Source organism: Methanospirillum hungatei JF-1 (assembly GCF_000013445.1).
GTDB classification, from domain to species: domain Archaea; phylum Halobacteriota; class Methanomicrobia; order Methanomicrobiales; family Methanospirillaceae; genus Methanospirillum; species Methanospirillum hungatei.
Window position 1 is genome coordinate 2,659,119 of record NC_007796.1, and the last position, 14,780, is coordinate 2,673,898.

The following is a 14,780-nucleotide window of genomic DNA, read 5'->3' on the forward strand; positions in this document are numbered from 1 at the left end:
AGTGCAGAATGCTTGACAGCTCCGTTATCGTGGAACGGTTTCTGGATACAAAACTTCAGGTCCATCCTGATGTGGTCAGATATATCTGTGAAAAGAAGGATGAGCGGCTGATTGACCAGATTATATCCGGCGTTCCTGATGACTGCCTGGTTGTCTCCTTAAAGCATATTCCCGGCATTATCCCGGCCCGTGACGGGATCCGGTTCCTCTCTGATGCAGAGATGGATATCATCTCCGGACGGATGGGGTCCGCACGGCCGGTAGCAAAAGTTGAAGATTATATCGCATATTTTGCTGACCGGTACAGCCGGCTCTCCGGTATGATCCGGGGGCGGTGCAACCCGGTTCCGATTGAAGCCCTCAAACGCAACACCCGGTATAAGCAGGAGGAGTTTTCGGTCTGCGGGATGGTCATGGATGTCAGGAGCACCGGAAACGGGCACCGGATGGTGGAACTGGAGGACCCGACCGGTTCGGTGAATGTGTTATTTCATAAGGACCGTCCAGACTTTGCAGAAGCGGAACGGATCATCCCTGATGAGGTCATCGGGGTCAGGGGGTCCCTCTCAAATGAGGGAAATCTCATCTTTGCAGATCAGATCTTCAGACCTGACATCCCGTTCTCTCATGCTCCCTATACCAGTGACCGAAAAGGTGCGGCAGTTCTCATTTCTGACATCCATGTGGGGAGCGATACATTCCTAGAGGATGCATGGAACCGGTTTGCAGACTGGCTCAGTGACAGTGAAGTCTCCTACCTGTTGGTCGCAGGAGATCTTGTAGATGGTATTGGTATATACCCTGACCAGGACAAGGAGCTGGTTATCACCAATATTTATGAGCAGTACGATGTTCTGGGAGAGATGTTAACCGATCTGCCCTCCCACATCAGGATTATTCTCTCTCCTGGGAACCATGATGTGGTCAGGGGTGCAGAGCCTCAGCCGGCCATCCCTGAAAAGTTCAGAAGTGCATACCCGTCTTCATGTACCTTTGTTGAAAATCCGGCTCTGGTGAACCTGCAGGGAGTTCGGTTTCTCATGTACCATGGCCGGTCATTTGATGATCTCATCGGCCTGATGCCGGGGGCAAGTTATGAAAAGGCACATGAGATCATCCCAGAGATGCTGAAGAGAAGGCATCTTGCCCCCTGTTATGGGCGACGGACCCCGATTGCCGCAGATACCGTTGACCGGCTCATCATCGATCCCATCCCTGAAGTGGTACATACCGGTCATGTCCATATCTATGGGATCAGCAGGTACCGGAATGTCCTTGGAATAAACTCAGGGACCTGGCAGAGTCAGACCGCATTCCAGAAGCAGATGAACATCCAGCCGACACCTGCAGTCGCAATCGCACTGGACCTGAAGACATTACAACCGCGACTGTTCGATTTTATGAATGGCTCTCCTGAACCACTCGTTTTATAATCGGGGGACGATAAGCCTCCTGTTCCTGCCGGATGTACCACGACAGCAGGATATCATCAATCTCCTGCTCCCAGGAGATGAGATCCGAATCGCCAGGCATTAATCGGAGTGCAGCCCGTATCGCCTTTCCCGCTTCAGCATACCGCTTCAGATCCATCAGAACACGGGCATACTCCTTCTGCCCCTCCCCAAAGGCAGGATCTATCCGGACTGCCCGTTGGTATACGTCCTGGGCATCGGCTGTTCTTCCGGATTTATATAGGATCATCCCCAGGTGTGCCAGAACCTCTGCATCATCGGGCATGAGGGCGTGTGCCTTTCTGCAGGCTTTTTCTGCATCAGCATACCTCCCCTCTGCAGCAAGAATAGTGCCCCAGGTATCAAGAAAGGGACCATACCCCGGAACCTGCATAATAACCGGTTCCATGATCCGTCGTGCATCAGCTGGTGATCCGGCCATACAGAGCACATATGCCCGGGCATTATCAAGTTTCAGATCATCGGGGTACTGGACCTGAAGGCTGACAATATGATTCAGGGCAGCATCAAGGTTCTGCATCCTGGTATAGAGAAAGGCAAGAAGAAGGCTGCTGTCATATCCTCTGACCTCCGGAGGTATACTTAAGAGGACAGATTCCGCTCTCTCATAATCTCCCCGGTTTATAAGACCCAGGGCCAGTTTCCGGTAGAGCAGGTCCTGGTGTTCCATCAGAGTACTGGCATTGATATCAGGAAAGGTCCCGTTCTCGAACTGATCAAGCACCAGGATCGGATCCCGGGCCAGGATCCCAGTAATATTCTCCTCCGCATTAAAAAGACCGGTTGCCGCGACTCCCGGTGTACTCCAGAGCAAGGCCAGAAGGATGATGAGAATATATAAAGGGCTCATGATCAGCGATGAAGGATCTATCAATTATACCGCGATTTTCTGACTGGATGGATGGCTCCTGGTTCGGATATATAAATGCCCCGGTGCCAATTCGTATCGTTATTTACGTATAATCATCGAATGATAACAGATCACCGTCTCAATTCACAGTTTCGACTGGACGTGATACGAATGGATATGTTATATATTGTACCGGTTTGTGCCCTTATCGGGCTTATCTTTGCTGGTCTCAGCTATGCCCGGATGAAGAAGGAATCTCCGGGTGATGAACTGATGCAGAAGATAGCCGCAGCCATTCATCTTGGTGCAATGACCTACCTCAAACGGCAGTATACTGCCATTGCGGTATTTGTCGTTGTATTGGCGGTTATTCTTACGCTTGTAATCAACCCCTTGACTGCTATCTGTTACGTAGTCGGTGCTGGTCTTTCTGCACTTGCAGGATTTATCGGTATGTACTCCGCAACAAAGGCAAATGTCAGGACGGCAAATGCAGCACGGCAGGGAATGGCATCGGCCTTTAAGGTCTCCTTCTCTGCAGGTATGGTCATGGGTCTGACCGTGGTCGGCCTTGGTATGCTCGGTCTTTCCCTGATGTTCTTTGTGCTGACCGGTATCACCGGAGCCGCGGATCTTGACACTATCAGTATCCTGTCCGGATTCTCCCTTGGTGCATCATCAATTGCTCTGTTTGCCCGTGTCGGTGGCGGTATCTTTACGAAGGCAGCCGATGTTGGTGCAGACCTTGTCGGTAAGGTTGAGGCAGGTATTCCTGAGGATGATCCCCGTAATCCGGCCGTTATCGCGGACAATGTTGGTGACAACGTCGGTGATATCGCCGGAATGGGTGCTGACCTCTATGAGTCATATGTTGGTGCAGTTATTGCAACGATGCTTATCGGGGCAACTGCCGGTATGGCAAGCCAGTTCCAGGGCGTTCCGACCATGAACCTGATCGCTCTTCCGATGATGATCGCCGCTCTTGGTATCATTGCATCCGTGATTGGGTCATTCTTTGTCCGGACCAACAAGAACGAGGCTCATGCAATTCACAAGGCATTCAACTCAGGAACCTTCGCAGGCCTTCTCCTGACCGTTGTTGCCGTATACGGCCTTGTTCAGGTCCTGGCTCCAGGGCAGCTTGGAATCCTCTATGCAACCGTTGCAGGTCTTGTCGGCGGGTTCCTCATCGGACTTGTGACTGAGTACTACACGTCCTATGATCACAAGCCGACCCGGTCCATAGTCAAGGCATCAGAGACCGGAGCAGCAACCGATATCATCGCCGGTATCGCTGTCGGTATGGAGTCTACCTTCATCCCGGTCATCATCGTCGCCGTTGCAATTCTGATTGCAAACTACTTTGGCGGAATTTATGGTGTGGCTCTTGCCGGTGTCGGTATGCTTGCAACCCTTGGTATCACCCTCTCAGTTGATGCATACGGACCGATTGCAGACAATGCCGGTGGTATTGCAGAGATGAGCCACCAGGGTCCCGGAGTTCGTGCCATCACCGATACCCTTGACTCTGTCGGAAACACAACCGCAGCAATCGGAAAGGGATTTGCAATCGGTGGTGCAGCTCTGACCGCCCTCGGTCTCTTTGCTGCATACACTCAGGCTGTCAAACTTGATATGGTCAACATGCTTGAACCGGTCGTCTTTGTCGGTATTCTTGTCGGTGCCATGCTCCCGTTCCTGTTCTCCTCCTTTGCCATGAAGGCCGTCGGAAGGGCAGCAGGGTTTATCGTGGAGGAAGTCCGCCGCCAGTTCAAGGAGATTCCAGGACTTATGGAAGGAAAGACTGATCCTGACTATGCATCCTGTATCACCATCTCTACAAACGCAGCACTTCGTGAGATGATCCTTCCGGGGATGATGGCAATTGCCGCACCAATTATCGTCGGTGTTGCTCTCGGTTCCCATGCTCTTGCAGGACTTCTTGTCGGTTCCATATCTGCCGGTTTCCTCGTTGCTATCATGATGGCAAACGCCGGGGGAGCCTGGGACAACACCAAGAAGTACATCGAACAGGGACACTCTGGAGGAAAAGGATCTTTTGCTCACAAGGCAGCGGTTACCGGTGACACCGTTGGTGACCCGTTCAAGGATACGGCAGGACCAGCTCTGAACATTCTGCTCAAATTAATGGCAATTGTTGCAGTGGTCTTTGCACCTATCTTCATGTAATCCTTTTTTTGAGATACTCGCATATAGAAGAAATTTTTAAAAAATTACGGGGTTCTGATGATTCCGGATACACAGCACTCATCCGGCTCTGCATCAGGAATACCGGACTTTAACCAGCATCGTGCTTTTTCACTTTGAAACCCGGGTTTCACATACGAATATGCCATGCACTTCTCATCTTCCCTGCAGGCGTTCGCACAAGCCTCGGGATCAGGTGAGGAAAGGTCAAACACGGTATAATCTTCTCCCGGCCGATTGGTGTCTGGTTCCATATCAGTCTTCGACGGAGTCAGGGCGATATCCTCCGGCCCGATAGGAACCATTTCGGGTATATTCATATCCATAGGGTCCAGGGTCTGAATTGCAGCAATAAAAGGCGTTGCAATCATCTGGATGACCGCAGGAGAGAATGCTGCCCGTGAACAACTGCATTTCGCTTTTCCAACAACCGGTGAATCATGAGGATCACTCTCCCCGTCACGGTCGAGATCCAGCTGGGTAATGTATGCTCCCTCAAAGCACCAATCCTGTTTCTGATGACTTTTTTCAGGACCGACATCCATCCAGTAGGTTGAGCCCCATAATCCGTTTCCGGATGGCTTTGAGCACTGAACCGCCCCGATGACCGGTGAATCAAGAGGATCGCATCCAGAACATGAGTCAAGATCTATCCCGGTGATATAGGACCCCTGCGGGCACCAGGAACCGCTCATACTATGACTAGAAAGGCCTTTCTGCTCAACCGGAACCCATTGACTCTCCGCCCATTTCTCCTGCTCTTTTCCCTCTATCCTGCAGCATCGTGCCTGGCCTATAAGAGGAGTATCAAAGTCGCTGACGGATTGATCACCATCCAGGTCAAGAGCGGTCAGATAACTCCCGTCCGGGCAGATCTGGACTTTTTCATGGCTGTTCTTACCGCCTGTTTCAACCGGAACCCATTCACATAATCTCCACTTTGGAGTGCCGATACCAAAAATCCAGTTGTAGGCATATGAAGTCGGACGGTAAACGCTCACCTGATTGTCACCCCATGATGCCACGCCAACCACGTGACCTGCTTTATTGAGAATCGGCCCGCCTGAGTCACCTGGACAGGAATATAACCGGTTGTTCTTAAAGCTGATACCGCCCCATCCGCTTTCGTCTACCGGAAGAGCTATCTTCATCTTTCCCTGTCCTGGTAATGCGCACTTGTCTCCAGTCATTCCAAATCCGACAAGTGTGAGGGTTTCACCGACAAGGGGAATATTCCAGGGATCTTCAACCGGTATGGGGGTTACCAGTACCTGTGAGGATGCTGGGGAATTGAGTTCAAGAACTCCATAGTCTTCCCGTTGCCATCCCCGATCTTCATACTCCGGAAATATTCTTACTTTTCCGGTGAAGGTAACATTTCTGCGGTTATTGGGATCTGCTACTGTCCGGACATTCCGGAGGATGAACTGCCCCTGATTCACACAATTACTCTTTCCATTACAGAAGCAATGTGCTGCAGAAAGGACGAGATTGTCTGCAATGAGTGTCCCGGTACATCCTCCTGATCCAATAACCTCACCAACTGCTTCGAGTTCTCCATCCTGTACTGCAGTCCCGTGTGAGAGGGCTGATTGCTTGATCCCGATGGCTGGATCATCTGATGATCCAAATCCAATCAAGAGCATGACCAATACCAGAAGAAAGAGGTATTTTTTTTCGATATGTTTGCTTTTATTCATCTATATCATTTCCATTATATCCATCAACACACGAACCTCCACCAGTTTTCCTATGGATGTCGTACTAGAAAAGATGATGTGTCGTGATCAGATTTTTTTAAAAAAAAGAATTGTTTGGTGGAATTTTTATTAAATTGTATAAATAGAGGGAATGTGTGCTTTTGTGTTTTGAACCCCGGACCAAAATGACGAATACGTCCCCATTTCAGGGGGAAAAATTCTTCTTTCAGGCTGGATAATTCACTATGTCTGATGAATTCAGGAGAATACCCCAAAACAGAGCCCTGCTGATAAGAGGTAAAGATGAATATTCACATAATTCATCATGCCTTCTCATAGACTTTTAATGTCATGGATACAAAAAAACACAGTCACCCGACCATTATCCATCTGGTCAGCGTACAGGTACAGGGACTGTTGTTCCTCTTAACGGTCAGGGTTATCTGATATGATCCAGGTGCAGGAAACGTATGATCAATCAGTTCGCCACTTGCAGAGCCCCCATCACCAAAGGTCCAGGCACGGGTATTGGGCTGGGGTGATGAATCATCCTTGAACCGGATAGTGAGCAGCCCTCTGACCTGGGTGGTAAATGAGACCGTAAATCCTTCTCCTGGTCCACAATTGTAACAATTCTGAACCGGTACCGGGGTCGGAGTTGGCGGGATGGTTGTGGGCTCTGTGGTAGGTTCTGTTGTCGGTGTACTGGTGGGTTCAGATCCGATGGATCCTGCCCCCTCATATGCAATCAGTTGAGAATGAGTATTATCTATGATACGGATGGCTATTGGACCGGAAGGAAGAGGAATTGCCCCTGAAATGAGAGCAGGATCATTGGCAAGGTAATACCCGTCAGCTTTTCTGAATATAATGACCCGATCTCCTGGTGACCAGGTTGTATCTGATGAGAGATAGGTAGGATCGGTGATGACGACTGAACTCTCTTCACTGGTATCTACCATGAACCTGACTTCATATTGGGCATCCCGACTCTGGTTCTCGTAATACATGGTATCCCCATTCCGGTGGACTACCTCAATTCCATCAATATTTGGAGCAATAGGTATAATTTTTGCGCCGGTCACCACATAGGCGGTTTTCTCAACTGACGAGACCAGACCGAAGATGAGAGCATAGATGATTCCGGCCATAGCCACTACCAGGAAGATGATCAAGATGAGTCCTACCAACGTGCTGACCGCTTTGTTATTCAAATCATGGGGAGTCATATTAGTCCCTGAATTATTCATCCCTGCCATTGGATTACGCCATTATCGGGAGTTATTCTTTATTATTCGGAGTATATTCACAGTTTTTCTGATTCAAACTGGAAAGAGCACATTTTCTGCAGATCGGATCAATGGATCTCCGGTATCGGCAGGTGCAGGCGAGATCTGACATGGAGAATTCTTTATTCTCAAGCAGACAGATGAAACCGATAACCAGGAGTCCTGCACAGATGAGGGCAAGTGACGCAGCCAGGATGTGAGTTATTCCTCCGTTCAGGACGCAGCATTCAAATAAAACGATAAGGGAGGTGAGGATGACTCCTGTGCAGGCCCCAATGTAGAGGCCATGGTGCATACCAAGACGAATAGACAGGTTATCAAGGGTCATATGATCATATCCAATGATGATAGATAGGTACAAGGAAGAGAAATAGGTATTGTATTGGGTAGAAACATGGAATTCAGAATACTTCAGGATAACTTCAGTAATCTCATGAAGTGATTTTCCCGGTTATCGAAGATATTCCAATCTACCAGATTCCGGGGTTACTTGGGCTTGATCTTGTTTTTATTGCCGTATAGCCAGCATATTGAAAGCCACGAACTGAAATACTGCAATTTATTGAGATTTTCTAATTCTACTCGCATGTAGCAGTTGTAACAGGTGTAGCACTTCTATGAAAAAGAGACCTTCACAATTTTTTTGGTATTGGAAGCGATCTATTCATTGATCCCTTCAGATCCATATACAACCATAATAAACCACATTCGGTGAGTTTGTTTATAGAATCGGTTGATATCCATTCAGGTGAATATATGTGATACGTTCAATTGATTGAATGAGAATTTCAGGTGGAGAAAGACAGGCTCATAGGTTTCATTCCGGTCGAAGGATTCAAAACATCTGCTCTCTTCTCTGCTCGGTTTAACGACAGGTAAACCGAATCCAGATAGAACGCTTAAGGACCCATTTCTTTTACGTAATTATTCACATGAAAGATAATAATCCGAACATTAAACTGCTGTCGGAAATGGATTATCAATTCCCTTTTCCAGGTGCACAGGAATCGTCCCTATAACCCGGCCCCGAATAAGGGTTATTTCACATTTCTACAAACGAATACTCTTATTAACTGGCTCTATTGTTCTGATGGCAGAGTTGGTTTCTCCACATGCATTCCGGATGGTTAAATTGACTTCATAGGCAGCAGAAAGCCCAAGTGGACCTAAATTTTGCGCTGTTCCAGTTCCATTCGTCCGGGATCCAAAGTCCCATACCATCTCGACCGGTACAGAGGGAGTTCCATTATCAGTCAGGTAGAATCGGACCTGATACGGATTAATGCTGATGACTTCATATTCAAAGGAGGCATCGGGTTTTGTGCATTGTATTCTGGATGAATCAGAGGGGTTACGTTCATTTCCAGGATCTGGCATTGCAGCAGGTATCTGATGAGAAGTCTGGACAGCCGGTGCGGGCATGTACGGAGTTATGAGAGGTGATGGTTGCATTTTTTGAAGGTTTGCAGGTGCAGTGGCTGGTCCAGGTCCGGGAAAGGTGACGAGCAGTATCATGAGGCACACCATACTTGCACATACAATAAAGATTGCGAAGAGATGTGTGGTTTTCACGCCCATCCGGGTGAGATACTTCAGGAGTGATGTATCAAGATAGAAAAGGATGAAGATGAGTCCACATACCCCGATTATATGAAGGGCGGGGTAGATAACTGCCATATCCAGAAGGAGGAGTGAAGCATACATGATGAGGAGTATGCAACCGATACACAGGCAGGCAGCATTCCTTATAAAACGGAGAATATCATTTCGATTAATTCTGCCAGTTACCGGGACAGGGGACTCTGTTTTCCGGTCATCGTCATTCAGATAGGTAACCATCAGTTCATGGAGGTTTTTCAGATAGATCTGATTGTCAGGGTCAAACCGGATTGCATTCAGAAAATTTGCATGTGCCTCGTGATAGTCATGCAGACGGACCTGACACATTCCCAGACCATTCCAGGCTCTTGCGTCTGTTTTGTCATAATCGATGAGTTGTCGAAATTTCATGGTGGCCCGTTGGTAATCCCCCTGATGAAAGAGTTTCATCGCAGACTCAAACAGGTCAGTAATTATGTCTCACTCCTTTCTTGTTCTGAAGGGTTCCCCTATCAGAATGATTCATGGGGATATGTGAAGGATAAGTATTTAGCTGTTTTGTCGGTCAATTCGGGGGATAGTTATGTATATATTGCAGGTTATTTTTCAAAAAACAGGGCCGGTTGGAGATAATCCCGGTGGATATGATGCAGGGAATGGTATCCTGTACAGAGAGGATGAGTGAGGTGACCTGTAACAGAAGGTGGTACTCATGGATGCCTTACCGGAATAATTCGCAAGATATATCCGCAATTCTATCACACAAATCAGGACTCTTGGCAGAGATTATCACCCGTGATGACCGGTTCCTTATGTCCCCTCAAAACGACTTTGCATTTAAGGTGTTATTCGGATCGGAAGAGTCAAAAGATCTGCTCTCTTCTCTGCTAAGTTCAATTACAGGTGTATCATGCACGGACATCACGCTGAAGAACCCGTTCCTCTTACGGAATTATCCGCTAGAGAAGGAGGGTTTTCTGGATATGAAACTGACCACGGGGAATGGAGATCAGTTCTTTATTGAGATGCAGGCAGAACGGCAACAGGCGACTCATAATCGAATGCTCTTTTACTGGGCACGGCTGCATGGATCACAACCGATTAAGGGGAAAGATTATGGATCCCTGAGCCGGACGACTAGTATCTGTATCCTTGGTCATCCTTGGTTTCAGGGCGATGAGCCGATATTTTGTTTTCATGCATTGGAAAGGGAGAGTTTTGAACAGGTTTGTGATGACTTTTCCCTCATGTTTATGCAGGTGGGATACTCTAATAGTGATAAAGGAGTTTCGTATAAAAACGATCTCTGGGCATGGAGAATATCACGGGGATCAAACCCTGAAACTATATTCTGCACGTCCGGTATAATTGCCGGGCTTTCATTGAATTTTTGTGCAGATCATTATATGAAAAGTCTGAATAAACGCTCTTTGCCACTGAGTGTCATTCCATGACGTGTATGCCATGTCCTGGAAATCGTATCACATTCCAGATACTATGATTATCTAAACCTCTTTCAGGGCATATTGAAGGTTTTCAGGCATTCAATAGAGGTTTATATACAAGGGGATTGTAGTGGGGCATACAGCTCCAGGAATGGGGATCAGACCATCGGAATACCGGGGGGATAATGAAATCCGGTCAGAAAAATTTATTTTCATGTTTCAAAATCATGGCTGGATACTGTTTTTCAGTAATCCAAACCAGAGGGAGGGAAACTGGGTGGATTTTTTAATTCTCTATTCTGATGATGAATATGTTTTATTAGATTATCACCCTGGAAAACGAGAATACGTAAAAAAATTGATTTTAAAGGATCTTTTCATCTCTCCTGAAGCGGATGTTTATATCAGAATTCTATAATGGAAAAGAACCCTGGAAGGTGCCAGGGGATATCAGGGATATTATTGCCGCACCAGAACAGGTTAAGAGATTTGTTCCTTCTGTTCCGTATCTGTTGATCGATGAACTCAGGCTGTCAGTGCATCATCTGCTCGAGGTCAGAAACCTCTCTGCATGTTTATTCAGACTTGAACAATCCGCAGGGCCTGTGGAACTCATAGAGCTTGGATTAAGACTGAACCAGTGGATGGAGACAGATGAAGGGATGGCTGATATGAGGAAGGATTTCTCCTTGTTCTTTGATAATACATTAATGAGAGATCAGGATATACCGATACCAAACCCGTTTCTTGGAGGGACCATGTTAGCTGAAAAAGTAGACAAGTGTATTGCAGCTTATAAAGCGGAAGGAAAGGAAGAAGGAAAAGCAGAAGGGAGAGCAGAGGGGAAAGCTGAAGGCAGAAGAGAAGGTATGGCTACTATACTCCGTCGGATGAAGGAGGCAGGGATGTCAATTGTTGATATTGCACAGATTACCGGGATGCCGGAAGAAGTCAGACACCTGATATAGTCCAGGCTCAACAGCTAACAACTTTTATTCTCACCTGATATTCTATTATCCCGGTGCAGTTATTACCCCGCTAATATCAACCCTTCTCTTCTGTCGGTCTGGTTACATGAAGCGATGGGGGGTATCGAAAAAACTTTTGATAAGCCAGGAGACACCGATGCACTATACTTCATTTGTTTCCTGCATAACCTCTTCAAAGTATGATCTTGGATCCTGAATGTACATATTACAGATATCTAACCGAAGAGTATAGCTTAATTCATGGAGAACATGATTCCTCACTCTCTCTGTTCTATCCATTAAAAATTATTTAATTCTCATCCCGATGGATTATTGAATCAGAAAGACCTACCCATTTAGTATCTGATATGAATACTTCAATGGAGAGAGGTTCAATGCTCCCTATGAAACGACAGGAAATTATTATAAAACTAAAAATGGAAATGCCAGTTATTCGGGAGCGATATGGTATTATTAAGATGGGGCTTTTTGGCTCATTTGCTCGGGATGATGCCGGACCAATGAGTGACATAGACCTTATTGTATTATTTGAAGAGGGCAAAGAACAATTTCGTCCCTTTATGCAATGTATTTTTTATTTAGAACAGATTTTTGGGAGAAGAGTAGAGTTGATTGCTGAACACTCTCTTGACAAAAGAATTCGGCAGGATGTACTCCGTGAGGTTATCTGGGTATGAAAAGGGATTCTGTGTTCATTGAGCATATCCTTCATGAAATTGGATATATTGAGGAGAAATGTCAGCAAAAAACTCTTGATGATTTGTATTCAGATGTGGATCTTCAACATATTGTGTCGCGTGCTTTGGAGATTATCGGTGAAGCTTCACGAAATGTTTCCATGGCAATAAAAGACAGATATCCAGATATTCCATGGAAAGAGATGATTGGCGTCAGGGACAGAATAATTCACAGTTATTTTTCCATAAACTGGGTGATAGTATGGGATATTGTAACCAATGAACTCTTTACACTCAAGAACCAATTAGAAGATGTCCTTTCTGAAATTGAGGAGTGATTCCAGCCTAATGCGACTAATCTTATGCGAACTCGCTATATATATCTACAATTCCATAATATGGGCCTAGATTAGGGAACCCTGAAACGGCCAAATGGTATATGGAATCATGGTCATAGATATTTTCAGAATATTATTTTTTATTCTCACAGTGACCAGTAGTTCTGTCCTATGTTCAGGGTCTTTCTGACATTTTTCGTCATTTCATGGAGATTTTTCAGATAGATCTGATTATCAGGGTCAAACCGGATTGCATTCAGAAAACTTGCATGTGCCTCATGATAGTCATGCAGACGGACCTGACACATTCCCAGACCATTCCAGGCTCTTGCGTCTGTTTTGTCATAATCGATGAGGTGTCGAAATTTCAGGGTGGCCCGTTGGTAATCACCCTGATGAAAGAGCTTCATCGCAGACTCAAACAGGTCAGTAATTATGTCTCACTCCTTTCTTGTTCTGAAGGGGTCCCCTATCAGAATGATTCATGGGGATATGTGAAGGATAAGTATTTAGCTGTTTTGTCGGTCAATTCGGGGGATAGTTATGTATATATTGCAGGTTATTTTTCAAAAAACAGGGCCGGATGGAGATAATCCCGGTGGATATGATGCAGGGAATGGTATCCAGTACAGAGAGGATGAGTGAGGGGACCAGTAACAGAAGGTGGTACTCATGGATGCCTTACCGGAATAATTCGCAAGATATATCCGCAATTCTATCATACAAATCAGGACTCATGGCAGAGATTATCGCCCGTGATGACCGGTTCCTCATGTCCCCTCAAAACGACTTTGCATTCAAGGTGTTATTCGGATCGGAAGAGTCAAAAGATCTGCTCTCTTCTCTGCTAAGTTCAATTACAGGTGTATCATGCACGGACATCACGCTGAAGAACCCGTTCCTCTTACGGAATTATCCGCTAGAGAAGGAGGGTATTCTGGATATTAAACTGACCACGGGGAATGGAGATCAGTTCTTTATTGAGATGCAGGCAGAACGGCAACGGGCGATTCATAAGCGAATGCTCTTTTACTGGGCACGGCTGCATGGATCACAACCGATAAAAGGGAACAATTCTGGATCCCTGAGCCGGACGACTAGTATCTGTATCCTTGGTCATCCTTGGTTTCAGGGCGATGAGCCGGTATTTTGTTTTCATGCATTGGAAAGGGAGTGTTTTGAACAGGTTTGTGATGACTTTTCCCTCATGTTTATGCAGGTGGGAAACTCTAATAGTGATAAAGGAGTTTCGTATAAAAACGATCTCTGGGCATGGAGAATATTTCTGGGAGCAAATACTGAAGAGGAGATGATCATGGCAGCACAGGCAAGTGAAGCGGTGAATGAGGCATATAACAGGTTGATAGTAAAGAGCCAGGAGCCGGAACTGAGAGAGTATTATGAAGCACGAGAGATGTGGATAATAGATCAGGCAATTCGGGAGAATGAAGCGAGAAAGGAAGGGAGAGAGGAAGGAAAAGAGGGAAGAAAGGAAACACTCAATTGAGATTGTTCTCCATATGAATGAATCAGGTATTTCGCCCGATTCTATTGTATCAATATCCGGTCTGTCACCAGAAGAAGTCAGGAAGATAATTTCTGATTGTCGCTCATCTCCTCGGTCATAATTTCTTCTGACACCCGATGGGTAAATAATCCTGATTTATGTTCTGCAGTTCCGGTATAGGTACCGGGGTTTCATTGAATTTTTGGGTAGATCATTGTATGAAAAGTCTGAATGACCACTCTTTGCCACGGAGGATCATGTCATGAAGTACAGGTCGTGTCCTGGAAATACTATCACATTCCAGATATAATGTTTATTTAAACCTCTTTCTGGGCATAATGAAGGTTTTCAGGGATATCCCATATAGTTTCATATTCAACCGGATTGTGGTTGCGTATACAGTTCCTGGAATGGAGATCAGACCATCAGAACTCTGGGGTGATAATGAAAACCGGTCAGACTAATTCAATTTCATGTTTCAAAAATCAGGGTCGAATTCAGTTTGTCAGTACTGGAGATACGTGGGAGGTAACCGGGGTGGGGTTCCCTGATACTCTCCCCTGAAGATGTATATGTTTGATTGGATTATCACCCAAGAAAGCGATAAAACCGTATAAATTAATTTAATCGGCTCTTTTCATCTCTCCGAAAGTGGGATTTTTTTATCGGTAATTTTTTTGAGGGTCTCTTTTCCATAGAAGTGCTA

The 14,780-nt window shown here is 46.1% G+C and carries 15 protein-coding genes; 9 read left to right on the forward strand and 6 right to left on the reverse strand.

The window, feature by feature from the left end; genetic code table 11:
- The first annotated feature begins 8 nt into the window (after positions 1–8).
- Positions 9–1,433: a DNA-directed DNA polymerase II small subunit gene (locus MHUN_RS12555; protein ID WP_011449372.1), complete on the forward strand. Its 1,425-nt coding sequence runs from the start codon at positions 9–11 to the stop codon at positions 1,431–1,433.
- Here the strand turns inward: MHUN_RS12555 and MHUN_RS12560 are convergent.
- Positions 1,399–2,322 (reverse strand): tetratricopeptide repeat protein, encoded by a 924-nt coding sequence (locus MHUN_RS12560; RefSeq protein WP_011449373.1) that lies wholly within the window; start codon positions 2,320–2,322, stop codon positions 1,399–1,401. The genes MHUN_RS12555 and MHUN_RS12560 overlap by 35 nt on opposite strands.
- 171 nt (positions 2,323–2,493) lie before the next feature.
- Here MHUN_RS12560 and MHUN_RS12565 point away from each other — a divergent pair, with 171 nt between their 5' ends.
- Positions 2,494–4,512 carry a sodium-translocating pyrophosphatase gene (locus MHUN_RS12565; RefSeq protein WP_011449374.1) on the forward strand — a complete coding sequence of 673 codons (2,019 nt, stop codon included), beginning with the start codon at positions 2,494–2,496 and terminating at the stop codon, positions 4,510–4,512.
- Between the two features lie 44 nt (positions 4,513–4,556).
- Here the strand turns inward: MHUN_RS12565 and MHUN_RS17710 are convergent, their stop codons facing one another.
- The 4 genes from MHUN_RS17710 to MHUN_RS12585 all read right to left on the reverse strand — a co-directional run bounded on the left by MHUN_RS17710 (position 4,557) and on the right by MHUN_RS12585 (position 9,568).
- Positions 4,557–6,176: a trypsin-like serine protease gene (locus tag MHUN_RS17710; RefSeq protein ID WP_158498224.1), complete on the reverse strand. Its 1,620-nt coding sequence runs from the start codon at positions 6,174–6,176 to the stop codon at positions 4,557–4,559.
- Positions 6,177–6,601: 425 nt separating this feature from the next.
- Positions 6,602–7,459: a PKD domain-containing protein gene (locus tag MHUN_RS12575; RefSeq protein ID WP_011449376.1), complete on the reverse strand. Its 858-nt coding sequence runs from the start codon at positions 7,457–7,459 to the stop codon at positions 6,602–6,604.
- Positions 7,460–7,511: 52 nt separating this feature from the next.
- Complete coding sequence (locus MHUN_RS12580; protein ID WP_011449377.1) at positions 7,512–7,847, reverse strand: hypothetical protein; 336 nt, start codon at positions 7,845–7,847, stop codon at positions 7,512–7,514.
- 722 nt (positions 7,848–8,569) lie between these two features.
- On the reverse strand, positions 8,570–9,568 hold the full coding sequence (locus MHUN_RS12585; protein WP_011449378.1) for a tetratricopeptide repeat protein: 999 nt from the start codon (positions 9,566–9,568) through the stop codon (positions 8,570–8,572).
- Between the two features lie 326 nt (positions 9,569–9,894).
- On the opposite strand from MHUN_RS12585, the gene MHUN_RS12595 reads away from it, so the two are divergent.
- From MHUN_RS12595 to MHUN_RS12615, 5 genes are all read left to right on the forward strand, one after another.
- Positions 9,895–10,572: an Rpn family recombination-promoting nuclease/putative transposase gene (locus MHUN_RS12595; RefSeq protein ID WP_239441528.1), complete on the forward strand. Its 678-nt coding sequence runs from the start codon at positions 9,895–9,897 to the stop codon at positions 10,570–10,572.
- A gap of 205 nt (positions 10,573–10,777) precedes the next feature.
- Positions 10,778–10,981 carry a hypothetical protein gene (locus MHUN_RS12600; protein ID WP_143709498.1) on the forward strand — a complete coding sequence of 68 codons (204 nt, stop codon included), beginning with the start codon at positions 10,778–10,780 and terminating at the stop codon, positions 10,979–10,981.
- On the forward strand, positions 10,959–11,531 hold the full coding sequence (locus tag MHUN_RS12605; RefSeq protein ID WP_048067520.1) for a hypothetical protein: 573 nt from the start codon (positions 10,959–10,961) through the stop codon (positions 11,529–11,531). The genes MHUN_RS12600 and MHUN_RS12605 overlap by 23 nt, the downstream gene beginning before the upstream one ends.
- A 404-nt stretch (positions 11,532–11,935) precedes the next feature.
- Positions 11,936–12,229 carry a nucleotidyltransferase family protein gene (locus MHUN_RS12610; protein ID WP_239441529.1) on the forward strand — a complete coding sequence of 98 codons (294 nt, stop codon included), beginning with the start codon at positions 11,936–11,938 and terminating at the stop codon, positions 12,227–12,229.
- Positions 12,226–12,567 carry a HepT-like ribonuclease domain-containing protein gene (locus MHUN_RS12615; protein WP_011449382.1) on the forward strand — a complete coding sequence of 114 codons (342 nt, stop codon included), beginning with the start codon at positions 12,226–12,228 and terminating at the stop codon, positions 12,565–12,567. The genes MHUN_RS12610 and MHUN_RS12615 overlap by 4 nt, the downstream gene beginning before the upstream one ends.
- A gap of 146 nt (positions 12,568–12,713) precedes the next feature.
- On the opposite strand, the gene MHUN_RS12620 is transcribed toward MHUN_RS12615, so the two are convergent.
- Entirely contained in the window at positions 12,714–12,977 is a 264-nt protein-coding gene (locus tag MHUN_RS12620; RefSeq protein WP_011449383.1) for a tetratricopeptide repeat protein, read from the reverse strand.
- 326 nt (positions 12,978–13,303) lie between these two features.
- On the opposite strand from MHUN_RS12620, the gene MHUN_RS12630 reads away from it, so the two are divergent.
- Together MHUN_RS12630 and MHUN_RS19765 are read left to right on the forward strand one after the other, a co-directional pair.
- The gene (locus MHUN_RS12630; RefSeq protein ID WP_239441530.1) at positions 13,304–14,074 is read left to right on the forward strand and encodes an Rpn family recombination-promoting nuclease/putative transposase; all 771 of its coding nucleotides are present in this window, start codon (positions 13,304–13,306) and stop codon (positions 14,072–14,074) included.
- A 338-nt stretch (positions 14,075–14,412) separates the two neighbouring features.
- Entirely contained in the window at positions 14,413–14,538 is a 126-nt protein-coding gene (locus MHUN_RS19765; RefSeq protein WP_275039185.1) for a hypothetical protein, read from the forward strand.
- The last annotated feature ends 242 nt before the right edge of the window (positions 14,539–14,780 follow it).